This is a genomic window from Pseudomonas sp. WP18 (assembly GCF_036689585.1).
Classification (GTDB): Bacteria; Pseudomonadota; Gammaproteobacteria; order Pseudomonadales; family Pseudomonadaceae; genus Aquipseudomonas; species Aquipseudomonas chlororaphis_E.
Window position 1 is genome coordinate 2489738 of the sequence record NZ_CP144758.1, and the last position, 22788, is coordinate 2512525.

5 protein-coding genes are annotated in these 22788 nt (G+C 67.2%); all 5 read right to left on the bottom strand.

Going from position 1 to position 22788, the window contains the following annotated elements:
* Window positions 1-73: 73 nt before the first annotated feature.
* The 5 genes from V5F23_RS11220 to V5F23_RS11240 all read right to left on the bottom strand — a co-directional run bounded on the left by V5F23_RS11220 (window position 74) and on the right by V5F23_RS11240 (window position 22746).
* Window positions 74-14035, bottom strand: a complete 13962-nt coding sequence (locus V5F23_RS11220; RefSeq protein WP_338498408.1) for a non-ribosomal peptide synthase/polyketide synthase — start codon at window positions 14033-14035, stop codon at window positions 74-76.
* 58 nt (window positions 14036-14093) lie between these two features.
* Window positions 14094-17156, bottom strand: a complete 3063-nt coding sequence (locus V5F23_RS11225) for an amino acid adenylation domain-containing protein (protein ID WP_338498410.1) — start codon at window positions 17154-17156, stop codon at window positions 14094-14096.
* Window positions 17157-17268: 112 nt separating this feature from the next.
* The gene (locus tag V5F23_RS11230) at window positions 17269-18315 is read right to left on the bottom strand and encodes a TauD/TfdA family dioxygenase (RefSeq protein WP_042731828.1); all 1047 of its coding nucleotides are present in this window, start codon (window positions 18313-18315) and stop codon (window positions 17269-17271) included.
* Between the two features lie 17 nt (window positions 18316-18332).
* Window positions 18333-21761, bottom strand: coding sequence for a condensation domain-containing protein (locus V5F23_RS11235; protein ID WP_338498412.1), 3429 nt, complete (start codon window positions 21759-21761; stop codon window positions 18333-18335).
* A 7-nt stretch (window positions 21762-21768) separates the two neighbouring features.
* Window positions 21769-22746, bottom strand: coding sequence for a TauD/TfdA family dioxygenase (locus V5F23_RS11240; RefSeq protein ID WP_338474606.1), 978 nt, complete (start codon window positions 22744-22746; stop codon window positions 21769-21771).
* Between the last annotated feature and the right edge of the window lie 42 nt (window positions 22747-22788).

Here is a 22788-nt window from a genome sequence, read left to right on the forward strand (position 1 = left end):
AGGCTTGAAAACAGTGAGCGTCGGTCTGGCGCCCCGCTGGGGTCAGGTGATGACCCCGCGGGCGCTGCGCCACTCACTGGCTTTGGGAGTTCGGTTTGGTCTTGAGCTTGCCCAGCAACTTGTCCAGGGATTTCTGGTTCAGCGCCTTGGCCAGCGGGAAGTCCGAAGGCATCAGTGCGCCGGCTTGCGGGTCGAGGCAGTGTTCGACCAGCGCTTGCAGGTGTTCGAGCAAGCGGGCGGGCAAGCGACTGTCGGTGTCCGGCGTGACGCTGTGCCATTCGACACGCAACACACCGTCCTCCAGCCAGGCCACCACTTCGCGGGCGTGAGTCACCCGGTTCGCCGGCGCCACGTCCGGCGGTGGTGTCAGGCCGCTGGCGCGTAACCAGCCTGCCGGTGCCTGTTCATGCCCAAGGTAGTTGAACAGCACATCGCCGTGACCGGCCGGCAGTTGACCGCGTTGGCGCAACAGGCCGTAGCCAAGCCCCTGGCCCGGTACCGCGCGCAGCGCCTCCTTGGCCTGGCGCACCTGCTCGCCACGGGCGCCGCTGGCGCTGACCCGCAGCGGGAACAGCGTGGTGAACCAACCGACGGTGCGGCCGACGTCAAGGCCGTCGAGGGGCGCATCGCGACCGTGGCGTTCGAGGTCCACGACGATGTCGCTGCGGCCGTCGGCCTCCGCCAGGGTGGCGGCCAGGGCGGCGATCAGCAGCTCTTCCGGTTGCGTGCGGTAGGCCGCCTGGGACTCGGTCAGCCATTGATGGGTGCGGGTCGCTTCCCAGCGGGCCGACAGGGTCTGGCGCTCGGCGACTGTCGCCAGCGGCGCCGGGTTCGTGCCGCCCTGGGTGCTCCAGTAGCGCTGTTCGCCGGTGACCTTGGCGGCGTGGGCGTGCAGTTGCTCGGACCACTGCCGGTAGGCGGTGGTTTTCGCCGGCAACGTCGGCGTCTCGCCGCGTTCCAGGGCTGCGTACAGCTGTTGGAAGTCTTCCAGCAGCGGGGTCCAGGACACGGCATCCACCACCAGGTGATGCGCCACCAGGTACAGGCGTTGCGGCTCACCTTCCAGCAGCGCGGCGGCAAACAACGGGCCGTGTTGCAGGTCCAGGCTTTGCGCGACCGCGGCCAGTTGATCGGCGTGAGTGCAGCAGGTCAGTTGTGCAGGCGCCACGGCGGCGATCTGCGCTTGCCATTGCACCTCGGCTTGCCCGGCGATCTGGCTGAAACGCAGGCGCAAGGCGTCGTGGTGCGCCACCAGCCGATCCAGTGCGGCCTGCACGAGGGCCGGTTCCAGGCGCCGGTCGCTGTCGGCCAGCACCGATTGGTTCCAGTGCGCGGGCTGCGGTTGCTGTTGGTCGAAGAACCACTGGTGCAACGGCATCAGCGGCATCGCGCCGGTGATCTCGCCCTGTTCGGCCTGGCTCAGCAGCGCGGTGGTCACTTGGGCCAGCGCCGCCGGGGTCGGCGAGCGGAACAGGTCGCGTGGGGTGAGCGAGTAGCCCTGCTCCCGCAAGCGGCTGATCAGCTTCAGGCCGAGAATCGAGTCACCGCCCAAGGCGAAGAAACTGTCTGTGGTGCCGACCTCACGGCCGCCGGTCAGGCTTTCCCCGAGCAGTTCGCCGAACAGTTGGCACAACAGGCTTTCCAGGGCGTTGCGCGGTGCGGCGTAGTCCTTTTGGGTTTGCGGCAACGGCAGGGCGGCGAGGGCCTTGCGGTCGATCTTGCCGTTGCTGTTGAGCGGCAGCGCCGGCACCTGGACCCACACCGCCGGCACCATGTAGGCCGGTAGCTCGGCGGCGAGCAGGTTGTCGAGGCCCGATTGCGCGGTGGCGCTGCTGTAGAACGCCACCAGGCGGTTGTCGATCACCAGGGTGCAGGCCGCGGTGATGGCCGGAAGGTTCAACAGCGCCGCGTCGATCTCACCCAGTTCGATACGCTGGCCACGCAGCTTGACCTGATGGTCGAGGCGCCCGAGGTATTCGATGTTGCCGTCGGCGAGGAAGCGGCAACGGTCGCCGGTGCGGTACAGGCGATCACCGTTGATGAACGGGCTGGCCAGGAAACGCTCCTCGGTCAGGTCCGGGCGCTTGAGGTAACCGCGGGCCACGCCGACGCCACCGATGTACAGCTCGCCGATGCTGCCGATCGGCAACGGTTGCAGGGTTTCGTCGAGGATGTACAGGCGCAGGTTGGCAATGGGCTTGCCGATCGGCACGATCGTATCGTCCGCCGAGCAACGCCATACCGAGACGTCGATGGCCGCTTCGGTCGGGCCGTAGAGGTTGACCAGCGCCGCCGGGTGTTGGCCCATGAAACGCCGCACCAGGTCCACCGGCAACGCTTCGCCGCTGGCGAACACCTGGCGCAGGCTGTGGCAGTCGGCCAGGCTCGGCTCCTCGACAAAGGCGCGCAGCATCGACGGCACGAAGTGCAGCGTGGTGACCTGTTCCTGCTGGATCAACCGGCTGAGGTAGGCCGGGTCGCGATGGCCGTCCGGACGGGCGACCACCAGGGTCGCACCGGTGATCAGCGGCCAGAAAAACTCCCACACCGAGACGTCGAAGCTGTACGGGGTTTTCTGCAATACACGGTCGTTCGGGCCAATCGGGAAGGCGTCCTGCATCCAGTACAGGCGGTTCATCAGGGCGCCGTGTTCATTCATCACGCCTTTCGGCTGGCCGGTGGAGCCGGAGGTGTAGAGCACGTAGGCCAGGTCGTTGGCCTGCACGCTGATCGGTTCGAACGCAGGGGCCTCGGGCAGGGCGTCGAGGGTCCAGGCCGAATGCCCGGCCGGCAGTTTCGGCAGCCATTGGGCTTGGGTCAGGGTGACCTTGGCGTCGGCGTCCTCGATCAGGAACGCCAGGCGCGCGGCGGGCAGTTCCGGGTCCAGCGGCAGCCAGGCGGCGCCGGCGTGGACGATGCCGAGCAGGGCGACGACCATGTCCACGGAACGCTCCATGCACACCGGGACGATGGTGTCGGCGCCGACGCCGGCTGCGCGCAGGGCACGGGCAACGGCTTGGGCGCGCAGGTCCAGTTCGGCGTAGCTCAGGCGTTGACCTTCGAACACCAGCGCCGGGGCGTTGGGGCTCAGGGCCGCTTGTTGGCTCAGGGCGGTGTGCAGGTCACGGGGGCCGCTGTAGTGACGCTCGGTGGCGTTCCAGCGGTCCAGTTGCTGCTGGTCCTGCTGCTGCGGGAACAGCTCGATCAGCGTGCGTGTCGGCGCCGCCACCCATGCATCCAGCAGCGCACACCATTGCGCGCTCCAGCGTTGCATCGTCGCTTCGTCGAACAGCGCTGCCTGGTACTCCAGCGCCAGCGTCATGTCGCTGCCGTCGTCCTGGACTTCCCAGCTCTGCTCGAACTTGGCGTCGATCACTGGCAAGGCCTGCTCTTCGACGTTCAGCCCTGGCCACTGGCGGCTGTCCACCCGACCGTAGTTGAGGGAGAACAGCACCTGGAACAGCGGCGTGCGGTTCAGGTCGCGGTGTTGGGCGACCGCGCCAACCAGGGTGGCGAAGGGCAGGTCGGCGTGCGCTTGGGCCGCGCGCAGGTCGGCTTCGAGGTTGGCGAGCAACTGTTCGGCCGGGGCACGCGGATCGACTTCGCTGCGGATCACCAGGGTGTTGACCAGGCAGGCGAGCAGCGCCTGGGATTGCGCCTGTTCACGCTGGTCGGCCGGGGTGCCGAGACGAATCTCGCGCTGGCCGCTATAACGCGCCAGCAGTGCACTCAGGGCCGCGGCCAGGACCACGTACGGGGTCGTGCCGCGCTGGCGGGCGAACTGGCGGATCGCCTCGGCCCGCTGGGCGCCGAGGCTGACGATCAGTTGGCGGGCTCGTCGATCCGCTTCGGCGCCACGAGGATGGTCCACAGGCAGGTCGAGTTGATAGTCGTCCTGGCCCAGGTGGTTTTTCCAGTAGTCCAGGCTGGCATTGCGTCGGGCCTGGGTGTCCGGGTGTTGTTGCCACAGGGCGAAGTCGACGTAGTCGATGTCCAGCGGCGCCCAGGTCGGCGATTGCCCTTCGAGACCGGCAGCGTAGGCCTGGGTCAGTTCATCGATGAGCAATTGCATGGCCCAGCCGTCGGTGGCGCTGTGGTGCAGGCAGACCAGCAGGAGATTCTCGTCGCTGCCCTGGCGTTGCAGCAGGTGCGCCCGCCAAGGCGCGGCGCGGGCCAGGTCGAACGGGCGCATCAACTCGGCCTGGGCCGTGGCGCAGGCGCCGGCCCAGTCTTGGGTGGTGACGGACGTGACCGTGAGCGCCGGCCCATGGTCGTCGATCAGCAGTTGCGGCTCGCCTTCGACCTCGACAATGCGGCTGCGCAGCACCAGGTGACGTTGGCTGACCTGTTCGAACGCTTCGCCCAGGACGCTGACCTGAAGCGCGCCGCGCAAGGTCAGGGCGAACGGCATGTGGTACTCGCGCGAATCCGGCACCAGGCGGCTGAGCAGCCAGAAGCGTTTTTGCGCCAGGCCCAACGGCAGTACGTCCGGACGTGGCTGCGGCGTGATCGACTCGCCTGGCAATGCGGCGCGCAGGTGTTCGGCCAGGGCCGCCACCGTGGGCTGGGCGAACACCAGTGCCAGGGGCAAGGCTACCCCAAGGCGCTCACGTACCCGGCTGACCAGGCGCGTGGCCAGCAGGGAGTGGCCGCCGAGCTGGAAGAAGTGATCGTCGACACTGACGCAGTCGCACGCCAGCACTTCGCTGAACACTTCGCAGAGCACGGCTTCGGTGGCGTTGCGCGGTGCCGTGTGAGGGCGTTCGCGCTGGCTTTGCGGCAACGGCAGGGCGGCCAGGGCCTTGCGGTCGAGTTTGCCGTTGCTGTTGAGCGGCAGGCGTTCGAGCTGAACGAAGAGGCCGGGCAACATGTGCGCGGGCAGGCTGGCGCCCAAGGCGCTGCGCAAGGCGGCTTCATCCGCGTCACCGCACCAGAAGCTCACCAGGCGTTGGTCGAGCAGCACGGTCGCGGCATCGCGAACGCCGTCCTGGGCCAGCAGCACCGAGTCGATCTCACCCAGCTCGATACGCTGGCCACGCAGCTTGACCTGATGGTCGAGGCGCCCGAGGTATTCGACGTTGCCGTCGGCGAGGAAGCGGCAGCGGTCGCCGGTGCGGTACAGGCGATCACCGTCGATGAACGGGCTGGCCAGGAAACGCTCCTTGGTCAGGTCCGGGCGCTTGAGGTAACCGCGGGCCACGCCGACGCCACCGATGTACAGCTCGCCGATGCTGCCGATCGGCAACGGTTGCAGGGTTTCGTCAAGGATGTACAGGCGCAGGTTGGCGATGGGCTTGCCGATCGGCACGATCGTATCGTTCACCGAGCAGCGCCACACCGAGACGTCGATGGCCGCTTCGGTCGGGCCGTAGAGGTTGACCAGCGCGGCCGGATGTTGGCCCATGAAGCGCCGCACCAGGTCCACCGGCAACGCTTCGCCGCTGGCGAACACCTGGCGCAGGCTGTGGCAGTCGGCCAGGCTCGGTTCCTCGACGAAGGCGCGCAGCATCGACGGCACGAAGTGCAGCGTGGTGACCTGTTCCTGCTGGATCAACCGGCTGAGGTAGGCCGGGTCGCGATGGCCGTCCGGACGGGCGACCACCAGGGTCGCGCCGGTGATCAGCGGCCAGAAGAACTCCCATACCGAGACGTCGAAGCTGTACGGGGTTTTCTGCAATACGCGGTCGTTCGGGCCAATCGGGAAGGCGTCCTGCATCCAGTACAGGCGGTTCATCAGGGCGCCGTGTTCGTTCATCACGCCTTTCGGCTGGCCGGTGGAGCCGGAGGTGTAGAGCACGTAGGCCAGGTCGTTGGCCTGCACGCTGATCGGTTCGAACGTAGGGGCCTCGGGCAGGGCATCGAGGGTCCAGGCCGAATGCCCGGCCGGCAGCTTCGGCAACCATTGGGCTTGGGTCAGGGTGACCTTGGCGTCGGCGTCCTCGATCAGGAACGCCAGGCGCGCGGCGGGCAGTTCCGGATCCAGCGGCAGCCAGGCGGCGCCGGCGTGGACGATGCCGAGCAGGGCGACGACCATGTCCACGGAACGCTCCATGCACACCGGCACGATGGTGTCGGCGCCGATGCCGGCTGCGCGCAGGGCACGAGCAACGGCTTGGGCGCGCAGGTCCAGTTCGGCGTAGCTCAGGCGTTGGCCTTCGAACACCAGCGCCGGGGCGTTGGGGCTCAGGGCCGCTTGCTGGCTCAGGGCAGTGTGCAAGTCACGGGGGCCGCTGTAGTGACGCTCGGTGGCGTTCCACTCGACCAGTTGCCGTTGGCGCTCGGCCGTTGGCAGTGGCGACCAGTCGCCAAGACGGGTGCGGGGGGCTTCGAGCAGGGTCTCAAGCAACTGCTGCCACTGTTCCAGCCAGCGCCGGGCAGTGGTTTCGCTGAACAGCGCGGTGCGGTACTCCAGCAACACCGACAGCACTTCACCGTCGTGCACTTCCCAGTTCAGGTCGAACTTGGTCGCCTGGGCGCTCACCGCCCGTTCGCTGACCTGCAGCGGCGACCACGACTGGCTCGACGCCTCGGCGTTCTGCATGGCGAACAGCACTTGGAACAACGGCGTCTGGCCGAGGCTGCGGGCCGGCTTGAGGTGTTCGACGACCTGGTCGAACGGCACGTCCTGATGCTGCTGGGCGTCCAGCACGGTGCCGCGGACCTGATTCAGCAGGCCTTCGAAATCCAGGTTCGGGTCGAGGTCGGCACGCATCACCACGGTGTTGACGAAGCAACCGATCAGCGGTTGCAGCTCGGCGAACGGACGTTGGGCCACCGGGCTGCCGACCCGCACATCGCGCTGGTTGGCGTAGCGGCCCAGAAGCAACTGCGCCGCCGCGAGCATCAGCATGTACAGCGTGGCGCCGCGTTGCTGGGCGAATTGCCGCAGGCGACCGACCAGGGCCGGTGGCAGTTGCCATTGCACGGCGCCGGCCGCTGGGGCGAGTTGGTCGGGACGACCGTGCTCGGTGGGCAGGTCCAGCAGGTAATCACCGTCCTCCAGCTGGTTGCGCCAGTAGTTCAGCTGGCTGCTGAACGCGGCCTGCTGAGCGGGCTCGCGTTGCCAGAGCGCGTAGTCGGGGTATTGCAGCGCCAGGTCCGGCAATGTGGCGCGGGTGCCCTGGCCATGGGCGCTGTAGCAGCGGCCCAGCTCATCCAGCAGGTTCTGGCTGGAGGCATCATCGGTGGCGCAGTGATGCACGCTGAGCAGCAACAACGACTGGGCACGGCGGCTGCGTTGCAGCAGCGTGGCGCGGATCGGTTGTTCGCGGGCGAGGTCGAAACGGCGCCCGGTCTCGGTGTGGACGGCGGCGTCGGTCAACTGCTGCCAGTGAGTGTCGTCGGTCGCGTCCAGGGTGCTGACGCCCAAGGTGAGGTTGGCCTGGGGGTCGATGACCAGTGCCAACTCGCCGTCGTCGGCGCGCACGATGCGGCTGCGCAGGATTTCGTGACGCTGGGCCACTTGCTCAAGGGCTGCTTGCAGGGCGCGCGTGTCGAGTTCGCCGTCCAGTTGCACGGCGCTGACCACGTTGTACTCGCCACCGCCGGCACTCAATTGTTCAAGGAACCACAGGCGCTGTTGTTCGAACGACAGCGGCAGGCGTGCCGGGCGAGGCGCCGGTTGGAATGTCGCGGCGGGTGCTTGCAACGGGTCGTCCAGCAGCGCGGCCAGGGCTTGGAGGGTCGGGTGCTCGAACACCGCGCGCAGCGGCGGCACCGTGGCGAACTGTTGGCGCAGGCGGGCAAACAGCGCCGCCGCCAGCAGCGAATGGCCGCCGAGGTAGAAGAAGTGGCTGTCGCGACCGATCTGGGCCGCCGGCACGTTGAGCAGTTCCGACCACAGCGCGGCGAGTTGCTGTTCGGCGGCGCTGCGGGGCGGATCGAGGGCGTCCGGGGCGGCCTGGATGTCCGGTGCCGGCAAGGCCTTGCGGTTGAGCTTGCCGTTGTCGGTCAGCGGCAGTTCATCCAGCAGCACGAACGCCGAAGGCACCATGTAGTCGGGCAGGGCAGCGCCGAGGGTCTTGCGCCAGGCATGGATGTCGGCCTGTTCGTCACAGGTCACGTAGGCCACCAGGCGCTTGTCGCCGGGCACGTCCTCGCGGGCCAGCACCACGGCCTGGCGCACGCCCGGCTGGGCGCCGATCAGGGTTTCGATTTCCCCCAGTTCGACGCGGAAGCCACGGATCTTGACCTGGTGATCCATGCGTCCCAGGTATTCGAGCTGGCCGTCGGGCAACCAGCGCACCAGGTCGCCGGACTTGTACATCCGGGCGCCTTCGACCGGCGAGAACGGGTCGTCGATGAACACCTTGGCGGTCTGCTCGGCGCGGTTGAGGTAGCCCAGGGTCACGCCGGCGCCGCCGATGTGCAGTTCGCCCGGTACGCCCACCGGCATCGGGTTGAGAAACCCATCGAGGACGTAGGTGCGCACGTTGGCAATCGGCCGGCCAATGATCGGGCGCTGGGGGAAATCATCGACCGCACAACCGGTGGCGTCCACGGTGCATTCGGTCGGGCCGTAGGTGTTGAAGAAGCGGCTGCCGGCAATCGATGGCAGGCGTTGCCACAGTTGCGCGTCCACCGCGTCGCCGCCGAACAGCACGAAGCGCGGCAGGTACACCTCGCCACGGCGCACGCCGTCGCTTTCGAGCAGGGCCTTGAGTTGGGCCGGAGTGCATTCGAAAGCGTCCAGGCGGGTTTCGGCGAAGAACTGCGCCAGCGCCTGTGGGTCGTAGCGCACGTCTTCCGGGGTCAGGTACAGGCTGTGGCCGTCGAGCAGCAGGATGAGCTCGGCCACCGAACTGTCGAAGGCGAACGAGTAGTTGAAGCTGGTGCGCATCGGCTGGTCGGTGTAGCGGCGATACAGGCCATGGATGCGCGCCCAGGCCAGGTTGACCACCGAGCCGTTGGTGACCAGGGTGCCCTTGGGCTTACCGGTCGAGCCAGAGGTGTACATGATGTAGGCCAGGTCGTTCGGCCCGGCGAGCGCCGGCAGGTTGTCGTCCGGCAGGTCGGCCAAGTGTGCCGCGTCGCTGTCCAGGCGCACGCGGGGCAGGTCGGCGCCCAACTGCTCCAACAGCCCTTTTTGGCCGAGGAACAGCGCCGGTTGCGCGTCTTCGAGCATGTACGCCAGGCGATCCACCGGGTAGGTCGGGTCCAGCGGCACGTAGGCGCCGCCGGCCTTGAGGATGCCCAGCAGGCCGACCAACAGGTCCAACGAGCGCTCGACACACAGCGCCACCGGACGATTGGCGACCACGCCACGGCTGCGCAGGTAATGGGCCAACTGGTTGGCTCGACGGTTCAGCTCGTCGTAGCTCAGGCGGCGGCCCTCGAAGCACAGTGCATCGCGCTCCGGGGTCCGCTCGGCCTGTTGTTCGAACAGTTGGGCGAAGGTCAGGTGGCTGGGCACCTGCATCTCGGTCCTGTTCCACTCCACCACGGTGCGTTGCCATTCCGCATCCATCAACAGCGGCAAGGCCGCCACCGGGCGTTGCGGCTCGGCGAGCATGTGTTCGAGCAGGTGCTCAAGGCGGGCGAGGGTCTGGCGGGCGCTGTCGGCGGTGAACAGGTCAAGGGCGAACATCAGCTCCAGCTGGATCGGCGCATTGGCCGGGCACAGCACGTGCAAGTCCAGGTCGCATTCCGAGTGCCGCAGCGGCGTGTCCAGCGCTTCGAATTCCAGCCCGGGGAAGCGCAGCCGCGATTCCATGGCCAACTGTTGCGCCACCATCACCTGGTACAACGGCGCGTGGCTGAGGCTGCGGGGCAGTTGCAGGCTGTCCACCAGTTGCTCGAAAGGCAGGTCCTGGTGTTGCAGGCCACTGCGCAGGCGTTCGGCCACTTGTTTGACCAGGGCGGTGAAGTCTGCCTGGGGGGCAAAGTCGGCCCGGATCGCCAGGTTGTTCAGCAGGATGCCGAGCAGGCCTTCGGTGCCCGGTTGCTCGCGATGGGTCACCGGGGTGCCGACCAGCACCGTGGCATCGCCGCTCAGGCGGTGCATCAGCACGGCGAAACCGGCGAACAGCACCGTGAACGGCGTGGTGCCCAGGCGGCTGGCAAAGGCTTGTACCCGGTCACTGAGGTCGGTGGTCAGTTCACGCTGAACGATCCCGGCGCGGTAGCTTTGCACAGACGGCCGTGGATGGTCGGTCGGCAGCGCCAGCAACGGGCTGCCTTCGCTGTCGCGGCGATCCAGGGCGGTGGTCCAGTAGTCGAGCTGGCGCTTGAGTTCGGCGCCTTGCAGGTGTTCGCGCTGCCAGAGGGCGAAGTCGGCGTATTGCAGCGCCAGGGCTGGCAGTTGGGCGGCGCCGCCGTTGCAGCGGGCTTCATAACCCAGGGCCAGTTCGCGCAGGGCGATGGTGGCCGACCAGGCGTCCGACACCAGGTGGTGCAGGGCGATGCCCAGCACGTGTTCCTGCGGCGCCAGGCGTAGCAGGCGAGCGCGCAGCAGCGGCGGGGTGGCCAGGTCGAACGGCTGCTCGAAGGTGTCTTGCAGGGCCGTGAACTGCGCGCCCTCGCGCGCCGTGGTGGAAAGTCCGGAAAGGTCGTCGAAGGGCAGGGCGATGGTCAGTGATGGGCTGATGCATTGGCTCGGCACGCCGTCGCGGCTGTCGATGCCGGTGCGCAGGATTTCATGGCGCGCCAGCAGGTCATTCAAGCTGGCGTGCAGGGCCTCGACATTGAGCGCGCCCTTGAGGTGCAGGGCGAACGGGATGTTGAACAGCGTCGTGCCCGGGGTCAGTTGCTCGATGAACCACAGGCGTTGCTGCGAGAACGACAGCGGCAGCAAGGCCGGGCGCGGTCGGGCGGTCGGCGCCGCGAGGGCGGTGGCCTGCGGCGCGGCGGCGTCGGCTTGGCGTGCGGCGATGGCGTCGGCCAGCAGGGCCACGGTCGGCTGTTCGAACAGCGTGCGCAGCGGCAGCTCCAGTTTGAAGTGGCTGCGCAGCCGCGCGACGATCTGGGTCGCCAGCAGCGAGTGGCCGCCGAGGGTGAAGAAGTTGTCCTCCACGCCAATGCTGTCGCGCCCCAGGACCTCGGCCCAGATGGCGGCCACGGCGCTTTCCAGCGCGTTGCGCGGGGCGATGCTTTGCCGGGTGTCGACCTGCCAGTCCAGCTCCCGGGCGGCCAGGGCCTTGCGGTCGACCTTGCCGTTGTTGTTCAGCGGCAGGCGCTCCAGGCAGACGAACGCCGCCGGCACCATGTACGGCGGCAACTGCGCCCGCAGGTGGTCGCTCAGCCCATCGCTGCCCAGTGTGTCGTCATGGGCCGACCAGTACGCCACCAGCCAGGCTTCGCCCGCGGTGTTTTCCCGCAGCAGCACGGCGGCTTCGCGCACGTTGGCATGCTGGGCGAGGCGGTGTTCGATTTCGGTCAGTTCGATCCGGTGGCCGCGCAGTTTTACCTGCTGGTCGCGTCGGCCGAGGTATTCGATCACCCCGTCGGCACGCCAGCGTCCCAGGTCACCGGTGCGGTACACGCGAGCGTTGAGTGATGGGTGGTCGATGAAGGCATCGGCGGTGCGCTTAGGGTCGTGCAGGTAGCCGCGGCCGACACCGACGCCACCGACGCAGATCTCCCCGGCCACGCCGACCGGCACCGGGCGCAGGCTTTCGTCCAGCACATACAGGCGGTTGTTGGCGGTCGGCTGGCCGATGGGCATGTGGCTGACGTTGGCATCGGGTGCGGCAAAGATCGGCTGGAACGCCACGTCGTCGGCGCACTCGGCCGGCCCGTAGGCGTTCATCAGGGCAATGTCGGGGAAGCGCGCGAACCAGTCCCGGGCCACGGTGGGCGGCAGGGCTTCACCGGTGGGCAGGACCCAGCGCAGGTCGGGCAGTTGCAGGTCGCACGGGCACAGGGCGAGCAAGGTGCGCATCAGGCTCGGGACGATTTCCAGCACGCTCAGGCGCTCGCTGGCGAGCACGTGCAGCAGGCGCTGCGGGTCGTGGGCGATTTCGTCCGCAAGGATGTGCACGGTGGCACCGAGCACCGGGGCGGCGAGGAACTGCCACACCGAAATGTCGAACGCCACCGAGGCGGTCTGGGGAATCCGGTCCTCGGCACCCAGCCCCAGGGCCGGGACCTTGCCGAAGATGTTGTTGAGCATGCCGCGCTGTTCGATCATCACGCCCTTTGGCGTACCGGTCGAACCCGAGGTGAACAGCACGTAGGCCAGGCTCTGCGGACGACCGAGCAGGGGCAGCGGCGCGTCGTTGCCGGATTTCCAGCAGGCTTCGGCGAACAACGCCGCAGGGGGTTGGTCGAGGCCACTGAGCAAGGGCTCGAGCAAGCCGCCGGCCGCTTCGCTGACCACCAGCAACGGCGCGCGGGCCAGGCCGAGGATTTCCCGCAGGCGCTCGGGCGGGTGGTTGACTTCCAACGGCAGCATGGCGGCGCCGGCCTTGAACACGGCGATCATCATGGTCAGGAGTGCCAGGCCACGGGGAGCGACCAGGGCGACCAGTTGATCTTCTCCGGCACCAGCGTCGCGCAAGGCGTGGGCCAGGCGGGTGGAGCGCCGGTCCAGCTCGGCATAGGTCAGCGACTCGTCGTCACAGCGCGCGACAACCTGATCACCGCGCTGGGCGACCTGGGCGGCGAACAACTGGGCGTAGCTCTGGTCGAGGGGGAAGTCGTGTGGGTTGACCGCCCAATCGCCCAGCAATTGCTGGCGTTCTTCGACGGCGAGCAGTTCAAAGCTGCCCAGGGGCGCGTCCGGCGCCGCCAGCATGCCTTCGACCAGGCTGGCGATATGCCCGAGCAGGCGTTGCACGGTAGACGCTTCGAAGCGTTCGCGGTCATAGGACACGCGGATGCCCAGTTGCTCGCCGGGCAGGATCACCACGGTCAGGCCGTAGTGGGTGTGCACGCTGTGGTCCATGCCTTCAAGGCTGAACTGGAAGCCGCCCTCGAGGATTTGCTCGTCGATGGGCGCGTTTTCAAACACCAGGATGCTGTCGAACAGGGTTTCGCCGCGAGGGAAATCGCTCCAGCCCTGGATGTCGGTCAACGGCGTGTGCTCGAAGTCGCGCATGTCGACGTTGAGCCCCTGCAGGGCACCCAGCCAATCGCCAAGGGTAGCGTTCGGGTCAACCGAGACCCGCAGCGGCAGGGTGTTGATGAACAGGCCGATCATTTCCGCCACGCCGGTCAGGTCCGCCGGACGGCCGGCCACGGTGACGCCGAAGACCACGTCCTGCTGCCCGCTGTAGCGCGACAGCAGCAACGACCAGACGCCCTGGAAGAAGGTGTTCGGGGTGATCCGGCGGCTGCGGCAGAACGCGGCCAGCGCCTGGGTCTGCGTGGCGCTGAGGTGAATCAGTTGATCGTCTACCAGCACCGCGTCGGTGTAGCGGTCGCGGGCCACGCCGTTGTCCACGGTCAATGGCGTGGGCGCATTGAGGCCTTGCAGTTGGCCACGCCAGAACTGTTCGGCCTTGCTCGCGTCCTGGCGTTGCAGCCACTGGATGTAGTCGCGAAACGGCCGTGGGCTTTTCAGCTCGGGAGTGCGGTCGTTGCACAGCGCTTCGTAGACCTTGAGGAAGTCCACCGTCACCAGGGAAATGCACCAGGCATCCATCAGGATGTGGTGGAAGCTGCGAATGAATTCGTACGACTCGTCGGCCAGGCGCACCAGGCGGAAGCGAATCAGCGGCGGCTTCGACAGGTTGAAGCCGACTTTCTGTTCGTCTTCGAGCAGGGTGCGGATGCGTGCCTCCTGTTCGTGAGGGGCAAGGTCGCGCAGATCGAGGGTATCCAGGGGCACCTTGACCTCGCGGTGGATCACCTGCACCGGTTGCTTCTGGCTTTTCCATTGGAAACTGGCGCGCAGGGACGGGTGCAGCGCCACCACCTGGCGCCACGATTCGAGGAACAGCGCTTCGTCGATGGCCCCGCCGATGCGGTAGCGATCCTGCATCAGGTAGACACCGGAGTCTTCGTGGAGCAGGGAATGGAACAGCATCCCCTGTTGCAGCGGCGACAGCGGGTAGATGTCTTCGATCGGGTTGCCGGTGGTCTTTGCGGTGGTCATTGAAAGCGTCCTGCGTAAAAAGGGGCGACGGTGATGGCCTGGCGACGGGTGAAACCGCTCACAGGTCGGCCTCGTTCAGTTCAGCCATCAGCGCTTGCATTTCGTCATCGGACAGGCCCGAGGCGCTGAACTCGGTGCTCTGGGCGAGCGGTTCGGCGGCGGACTCGGCCAGCGGTTGCGCGACGTCGGCCATGGCGGCGATGGTCTGGCGCTCGAAGACCTGCTTGGCCGAGAGCGCGATGCCTTGCTCGTGGGCCTGGGCCACCACTTGCAGGCTCAGGATCGAGTCGCCGCCAATGGCGAAGAAGTTGTCGGTGACACTGACCGACGCCAGTTTCAGCACCTTGGCAACGATGGCTTGCAAGGCGGTTTCCATGGCGTTGCGCGGCGCCACATGAGTGCTTTCGTCGAACTGATCCGGGTCGGGCAGTTGCCGGGCGTCGAGCTTGCCGTTGGGGGTGCGCGGAAAGGTCGCCAGGGTCAGCACCCGGGCCGGCACCATGTACGAGGGCAGGCGTTCGCCCAGGAAACGCTTGAGCGCTTCGGAGTCCGGTGCATAGCCGTGGGCGGCGAGGATGTAGGCCAGCAGGCGCTTGCCGGCGGCGTGTTCCTGCACGATCACCGCGGCTTCGCGCACGTCGCTGTGAAGGCACAGCTGGCGTTCGATTTCACCCAGTTCGATGCGGTAGCCGCGGACTTTCACCTGGTGGTCCTTGCGCCCGAGGAACGCCAGGCGCCCGTCCGCCAGCCAGCAGGCCAGGTCGCCGGTGCGGTAGGCGCGGGTGCCGTCGGCCAGGGTGACGAAAGCCTTGGCGGTTTCGTCGGGTTTGTTGCGGTAGCCGCGGGCCAGGGTCGGGCCGGCGAGGACGATCTCGCCCGGTTCGCCGATGCCGCAGGCCTGGTCGAATTCGTTCAGCAGGCGCAGGTCCATGCCGGCGATGGGGCGGCCGATGCTGACGCTGCGGTTGGGCTCCAGCACGTCGTAGCTGGCCCAGACCGTGGCTTCGGTGGGGCCGTATTCGTTCACCAGGCGCGCCTGGGGCAGGGCCTTGTGGTGCTGGCTGACCAGCGTCGGCGGGCAGGCCTCGCCGGCGACGATCCAGCATTGCAGGCTTTCGCTGCCACCGGCCCGTTGCAACTGCTCCAGCAACGCTTGGTAGAGCGACGGCAGCGACAGGCCGTGACTGACGTGATGCTGGGTTACCAGTTGCGCCAGGCGCGCCATCTCCAGTTCTTCCCCTGGCGCCGGCAGCACCAGTCGCCCGCCTTGGGCCAGGGTCCAGAAAATCCCCGCGACCGAGCTGTCGAAGGCAAACGATGACAGCAGCAGGTAGGCGCGCACTGGCGTTTCATAGGCGGCCATGCGCACCTGGGTCGAGAAACTCAGCGCGCCGTGGCTGATTTCCACGGCCTTCGGAGCGCCGGTGGAACCGGAGGTGTAGATCAGGTAAGCGAGGGCGTCCGGGTCCGGTTGGGGCAGGGGCGGCAGGTCGGCGTGGCCTTGCTCTTGCAAGTCATCGAGGACGAAGCGTTGCAGGCTGGCCGGCACGCTGTCGGCCAGGTCGGCGCTGACGACGATGTGGGCGATGGCGCTGTCGGCGAGCATGTAGGCACGGCGTTCGGCCGGGTACGTCGGGTCGATCGGCACGTAGGCGCCACCGGCCTTCAACACCGCCAGCATGGCGACGATGGCGGCGTTGCCACGGGGGAAGAGGATGCCCACCGGCACGTCGCGACCGATGCCGGCAGCCACCAGTTGATGGGCCAGGCGCGTGGCGCAGGCATCGAGGCGGGCGTAGCTGAGGTCGCCGGCCTGGTCGCTGAGGGCGATGGCGTCCGGTTGCTGGCGAACCTGGCGGGCGATGAGTTCAACCAGCGTCACGGGTTCGATCACCGGCAGGTGGGCGCCGGTATCCAGCAGTTGCGATTGCAGTGGGCCGCCCAAGGGCAATTGCGCCCAGGCTCGCTGCGGTTCGGCCAGGGCGCCCAGCAGCAGTTGCAGCCACTGCTCGCCGAGGCAACGCACGGCTTCGGCGCTCAGCACGTGGCGATCGTACGTCAGGTCTGCCAACAGTTGGCCGGGCAACTGGCGCACGTTCAGACAGGCCTTGAGCGGGTTCATCCGCGCGTCGGCGTAGCGTTCCCGGGCGTCGCCCGAGCGCCATGCGAAGGCGTAGCCGGTGCTGAAGCCCTCGGTGTAATAGTCTTGCCAGCCGGTGCCGTGCTCGACGCTGGCGCGTACCTGCTGGCTCTGCTGGGCCAGGGTGGCCTGGGCATCCAGGTCGATGTTCAGGGGCAGGCCCTGTTCGAACAGGCCGAGGGCGCTTTCCAGCTCGACGCCACGGCTTTCATGGATCAGCGTGACCGGGACCTGTTGCTGGCCCGCCAACCGGCCGAGCACCGCTGCCCAGGCCGCCAATAGCAGGTCTGCGTTCAGGCTCGGGTGACGGCTGAGGTCGTCCGGCAGCGCCAGCGTGTGCCGTGCTGGGGCAAAACCGCTGCCGCAGGGCGCCTCAAGGGACAGCTGCAAGGTGGGCTGCTCGGTCTGGCCCAGGGTTTTCCAGAAGCGCGTGCCCGGGTGGTCCGGTTCGTCTTCAACCAGGCTCCAGCGCCATTCGGCGTAGTCGGCGTACTGCAGGGTCTCGGACAGGTCCGGCGGAGTGTTCTGCAACAGGGCGTTCGCCACCAGCCTGAGGCTGGCGAGGTCGAAATGGCTGCTGGCGCCGGCCAGGTCCAGCACGGCGCGGTCATCGGACAGGTGCACCACGGTCACGGCCAGCGGCGTGGTCCAGTCCCGCGGCTGCGATGCCAGGCGCGCCAGTTCGGCCTCCTGCTCGGCGACAGGACGTTGGCGCAGGTCCACCGACGTCACCGCCAGCGAGCCGCTGTCGTCGATCACTTGCACCGGGTGGCGCAGGCCGGGCACCGGCATCAGGCGCGTGCGCAGGATCTCGCAGTCGGCCAGCAGCGTGCGCAGGCGGTTGTCCAGCGCGTCGACGTCCGTCGGGCCGGACAGCGTCCATTGCAGGTGACAGCCGTAAGGGTGCGCGGCGGCGCCATTGAGGTGTGGGTAGAGGGCTGCCTGTTGCGGCGAGATACGAAAACCTTGAAGTCCGCTCATGTTCAACTCGTCTGGAAAGGGGGCTTGGATCGGGGTGACACCGCGCCCGCCGGGGCTCGCTGACCGAGAGTCGAGCGAGCCGCTGGCAAGCGGTGGGTGGACCCGTTGGAAGTCAAACGGCGACGTCGCTCGACAGCAGGGCTTCGGCCATGCCGGTCATGATTGCGCGCTTGCCGGTAAAGGGTTCGCGACCGTGCACCGCGAGCATGTTGTCGATGAACAACACGTCGCCCGGCTGCCAGCTGAATCGCACCAGCGAGTCGAGGTAGGCCGCTCGCAGCGACTCCAGTACCTGCGGCTCGATCGGTTCGCCGTCGCCGTAGAAGGTGTTGGTGGGCAGGTCCAGGTCGCTGAAGTTGCTTTGCAGCGAATCCCGGATGCGCGGTGGCAAGGTGCTGATGTGAAAGAAGGTCGCGTGGTTGAACCAGACTTCTTCGCCGGTGCGCGGATGACGCACCACGGCCGGCCCGCGCTGACGGGTGCGCAGGCGATTGTTGTCCTTCCATTCCACTTCGATGCCGACGCTGGCGCAGTAGGTTTCCACTTCGCTGCGATCTTCGGACTGGAACACGCTCTGCCAGGGCAGGCCGAAACCGTCGCCATAGTTGCGCACGTACAACACGCCTTTTTCCCGGAAGCGTGCTTCGATTTCCGGGCTGATGCGGGCCTTGACCGCGCGGGTCGAGCCGATCGGCGTTTCGCCACCGGTCTCGGAAGCGAGCTGACAGTAGAAGAACAATCGCAGCGGGAAGCGTGGCGAATAGGAGTGTTCGTTGTGGGGGAAAATCATCTGGTCGGCCGGGTAGTCGGTCGAGGTATAGATGTTGCCGCCGACCCGGGTTCGGGGCGAGGCGCGGAACATGTATTCGAGGGCGCCAGGGGAGAGCGCGGCGATCACCTGGTCGAACTGCTCGACCGACGCCACGTTGAACCCGCGAAACAACAAGGCGCCGTATTGCAGCAGTTTTTGCTCCAGAGACTCGCGTTCGCGGGCGGCCCAGGCGACCAGGTCAACGCCGCTGACCGCCGGTTCGATCACCAGCGGCAGGGCGTGTTCGGGGCTGAGCAGGCGCTCGGTGACCAGTCGCTGTTCCGAGACGTTCATGGCTTTGCGACGCACGGCGCCTAGGGCGCGGGGCGATGGGGGCACGATAGACATAACGGCATCCGACTCGGTTAAAGGGGCATGGAACGACGTTTGGCTTGCAGCATCTGGCTGCGTCCGGTCTGCGCCTGGGCCTGCTGGCGCTCACGCTGGAACGCCTGGTCCCAGGCGTCGACGCGCGCAGCCAGCGCCGGCAGCGGCTCGTCCAGCTGCTGGCGGGTGTCTTCCAGCAGGCGCGTCCACAGGTGTTGCAGGCGCAAGGCACGGTCCTGGTCGAAGTATTCGCCGCGGTACTTGAGGGTCGCTTCCAGGCCATCGGTGCCGTGCACCAGGTCCAGCACCAGGTGAAAATCCCCCGGCGCCTGCGCCACTTCCAGCGTGTCCAACTGCGCACCGGCGATGCTGGCGGGTGTGACGCGGGACGGTTGATAGTTGAGCTTGACCTGGAACAGCGGCGAGTGGCCGGGCAGGCGTTGCGGCGCCAGGGCCGAAACCACCAGGTCGAACGGCAGGCCCTGGTGGGCATACGCCAGACGCGCTTCATCGCGGACCCGCTCAAGAAAACCGGCCAGCGTCGGCTCACCGTGCAGGTCGCAGCGCAGGGTCAGTTGGTTGACGAAGAAACCGATCACGTCGTGGTGCTCCGCCAACGGTCGACCGCTGACGTCGGTGCCGAGCAGGAACCGTTGCTGGCCGCCCAGTTGCTTGAGCACCAGTTGGTAGTGGGCCAGCAACAGCATGAACAGGGTCATGCCGCGCTCGCGGGCCAATGCCGAGAGTTGTTCGCAGGTGGCCTGGGGCACGTTGAAGTGCAGGCTGTGTTCACCCTGGGCCTGGCCGCTGCCGCCCAGTTCGAGGGTCTGCGGCAGGCCGGCCAGGTGGGCGCGCCAGAAGTCCTGCTCGGTGGCGATCCGCTGTTCGCTCCAGTGGGTCGCTTCCCACTGGGCGAAATCGAGGTATTGCACCGGTTGTTGGGCGTTCGCTACACCGGCCAACTCCGCCAGCAGCACTTGCGCCGAACGCCCGTCAAAGGCGATGTGGTGCAGGGTCAGCAGCAGGTCGTGTTGCTGCGCGTCACGGCTCAGCAGTTGGGCGCGCAGCAGCGGCCCCTCGGTGAGATTGACCGGGGTGGCGTGTTCGCGTGCCAGGGCGTCGCGCAGCGCTTGCCGTTGCTGCGCCTCACTCTGCCCTTGCAGGTCGTGCCAGTCCAATGCGACCGGCGTGGCTGGCTGCACCTGTTGCTGCGGGCCGTCGATGCCATCGCGGTAGACCGTGCGCAATACGCTGTGTCGGTTGACCAAGGCGCTCAAGCGCTCGGCCAGCACCTCGATTTCAAGTGGACCTCGCAGGCTCAGGTGCAGCACCAGGTTGTGCCGGGTGTCGTCCGGGTTGAGTTGGCGCAGGAACCACAGGCGGCGCTGGGCGAAGGATTGGCGATGTTCGCTGGCGTTGTCGCGCGCCGTCGAGGGTCGCTCGGCCGCTGGCGGCTCACTGAGGAAATCCAGCAGGGCCTTGGCCCATTGCGCCAGGGTCTGCTCGCCGAACAGGTCCTGGGTGTCGAGGTTCCAACCCAGGTCCCGGTGCAGGCGTGCGGCGAAATCGGCGACGCTGATGGAGTCCAGTCCCTGGCCTACCAGGCTCTGTTGGAAATCCACGGCCAGGTACGGATTGACCTCGTGCAAGGTCTGCGCGAGCCATTGGCGGCAGGCGCCTTGGGCCTCGTGTTTCGACGCCTGGACCAGGGCCTTGAGCTGGCCTGCATCAAGGGTTTCACGCGGGGAAGGCGCCGGCCCGCCGCTCTGGGCGATGATGCTCAACGTGCCCGCCGCCAGTTGCTTGCGTGCGCCCTGGCGGGCGATCTTGCCGCTGGTGGTCATCGGGATGGTGCCGGCTTCCACCAGCACGATCTGGTCGATGCCACAGTCAGCGGCTTCACGCACGGCGTTCTGCATCGACGCGAACAGCGCCGGATGCCGCGCCGGGTCGACGAACTTGCGCTGCGGCTCGGCGACGATCACCAGTTTCTCGCGGCCCAGGACCGGGTCCATTTCCGAGAACGCGGCGATGCGCCCGGTGCGGATGCCGGGCTCGGCATCGGTGATGGCGAACTCGATGTCGTGGGGGTAGAGGTTGCGCCCGTTGAGGATCAACAGGTCCTTGAGCCGTCCGCAGATCACCACCTGGCCTTCGTGCATGAAACCCAGGTCGCCGGAGCGCAGGTAGTGCTCGGAGGAACCGACGATCTGTGCTTCAAAGGCTTCGCGGGTGGCCTCGGGGTTTTTCCAATAGGACTCGGCGTTGCTCGGGCCCTTGAGCCAGACTTCGCCGATGCGATCAGCGGCGCAACGCTCGTGGGTCTGCGGGTCGACGATGGCGATGCTGTGCAAGGCCTGCGGGAAGCCACAGGCGACGAATTCGACGGCGGCGGCATCGGCGTTCGCCAGGGCCGCGCGGCCGGTTTCCAGCACAGCCTTGTCCAGGCGCAACACCACCGGCAGCACATCCGCCGGGGTGGCGCTGACACACAGCGTCGCTTCGGCCTGGCCATAACCGGGGCTGATCGCCAGCGGGTTGAGGCCGCAGGCGGCAAAGCGCTGGGCGAAGGCATCCAGTGTGCCGGGGTGGATCGGCTCGGCGCCGTTGATGGCGTGTTTCCAGGCGCTCAGGTCGAGTTGGGCGATCAGGTTGTCGCTGACCACCCGGTTGCACAGGGCGTAGGCGAAATTGGGGGCGAAACTCACGGTGCCACGGTAGCGACTCAAGGCCTGCAACCAGGTGGACGGTGCGTTGACGAAGGTCTGCGAAGCCATCAGGTAGCAGGGCATGCCACTGTAGAGCGGCGCCAGGAGGCCGCCGATCAGGCCCATGTCGTGGTACAGCGGCAGCCAGTTGACCATGGCGCCGTGCTCATCGAAACCGTAGGCCTGGCGCATCAGCTCGACGTTGGCGATCAGGTTGCGCTGACGCACCTCGACGCCTTTGGGCGAGCCGGTGGAGCCTGAGGTGTATTGCAGGAAGGCCACGGTCGAACCGTCGATGGCCGGGCGTTGCCACTGGCTGGCGGCTGGCGTGCCCAGGTGCTGGACCGTCAGCACGTCGACCCGGCCTTGCACCAGTTCTCGCAAGCCTTCGCAATGCTCCGCCGGGGCCAGGATCAGCGCCGGCTCGGCGTCCACCACCACGTTTCGCACGCGTTCGAGGTGACGCGGTTTACGTGACGGCGGCGGGAACAGCGGCACCGCGATCATGCCTGCGTACAGGCAGGCACAGAATGCGCGGGCGTAGTCGAGGCTGCTGGGCAGCATCAGCAACACCCGGTCACCCGGCGCGTAGCGTGCCTGCAACGCGGCGGCCAGGGACTGGGACTGCTCGTGCAATTGGGAAAAGGTCAGGGTTTCGCCGATCTCTACGCCGTCCGGCAAAAAGTGCAGGGCCGCACGCTCTGGAAAATGCCGGGCGTTGGACTCCAGCACTTCGATCCACTGTTTGAATGAAAACATCTGCAATTCACGCCATGGCCACGATGACCTTGCGGTCACCGGTATAAGGATTGCGACCGTGTGCCACCAGTCGGTTATCGAGCATCAGAACGTCGCCGGGCTGCCAGGGGAAGCTGATGGCGGTCTGGCGATAGACTTCGCGCACGGTGTCGAGCATGGCGTCGGGGATGGCCGAGCCATCGCCGAAATAGACATGGCGCGGCAGGTTCTCTTCACCCACCGCCGCCAGCAGGCTGGCGCGCACGCTCGGCTCGATGGCCGACACATGGAACAGGTGCGCCTGGTTGAACCAGACCCATTCGCCGGTATCGGGGTGCTGTTGCACCGCCGCGCAGCGCTGGCGGGTGCGCAGGTCGCCGTCGGCTTTCCATTCCCACTCGATGTCGTTGTCCTGGCAGTAACGCTCGACCTGGGCCCGATCCTGGGTGTTGAAGACCTTCTCCCAGGGCAGGTCCAGGGCGCCGCTGTAGTTGCGCACGTAAAGCAGCTCGCGGCGGGCGAACAGCTCACGGATTCCGTCGGGTATGCGCTGGTAGATCAGGCGACTGTCGGCGATCGGCGTTTCGCCGCCGGTCTCGCTGGCCTTGATGCAGTGGAACCAGATGCGCGAAGGCCAGGGCCGGGTGTAGGCCTGTTCGTTGTGCAGGGGGATGAACTGGTGGGCCGGGTATTCAGTGGAGCTGTAGACCCCGGCAAAGACTTTACTGCGGGGCGTGGAGCCGAATTCGTAGCTGGCCAGCGGCGCGCCGAAGCTGGCGGCGAAGCGCTTGAAGTCGATCGGGGTGGGCACGCCGAATCCGCGAAACAGGACACCGCCAACGGTCGCCAGCAGGTGGGGCAGGCGTTCGCGAATCGAAGCTTCCAGGTCGTGGATCGACTGCCCTGGTGTGGCCTGTACCAGCACGGGTAACGCCGTTGCGCTGCCATCCGTGCAAGCCAATGGAACAGGCTCGGAACGCCCGTTCAGGTGTTCGATTGAGGTCATCCTTGCGCATCCTCTTATAACTTTTTCGACCCGTCACGACCG

What these genes read in the sequence shown, in the direction of transcription:
- V5F23_RS11230 (WP_042731828.1), bottom strand. Translation starts at nt 18,315, where the DNA reads ATGTCTATCGTGCCCCCATCGCCCCGCGCCCTAGGCGCCGTGCGTCGC.
- V5F23_RS11235 (WP_338498412.1), bottom strand. Translation starts at nt 21,761, where the DNA reads ATGTTTTCATTCAAACAGTGGATCGAAGTGCTGGAGTCCAACGCCCGG.
- V5F23_RS11225 (WP_338498410.1), bottom strand. Translation starts at nt 17,156, where the DNA reads ATGAGCGGACTTCAAGGTTTTCGTATCTCGCCGCAACAGGCAGCCCTC.
- V5F23_RS11240 (WP_338474606.1), bottom strand. Translation starts at nt 22,746, where the DNA reads ATGACCTCAATCGAACACCTGAACGGGCGTTCCGAGCCTGTTCCATTG.
- V5F23_RS11220 (WP_338498408.1), bottom strand. Translation starts at nt 14,035, where the DNA reads ATGACCACCGCAAAGACCACCGGCAACCCGATCGAAGACATCTACCCG.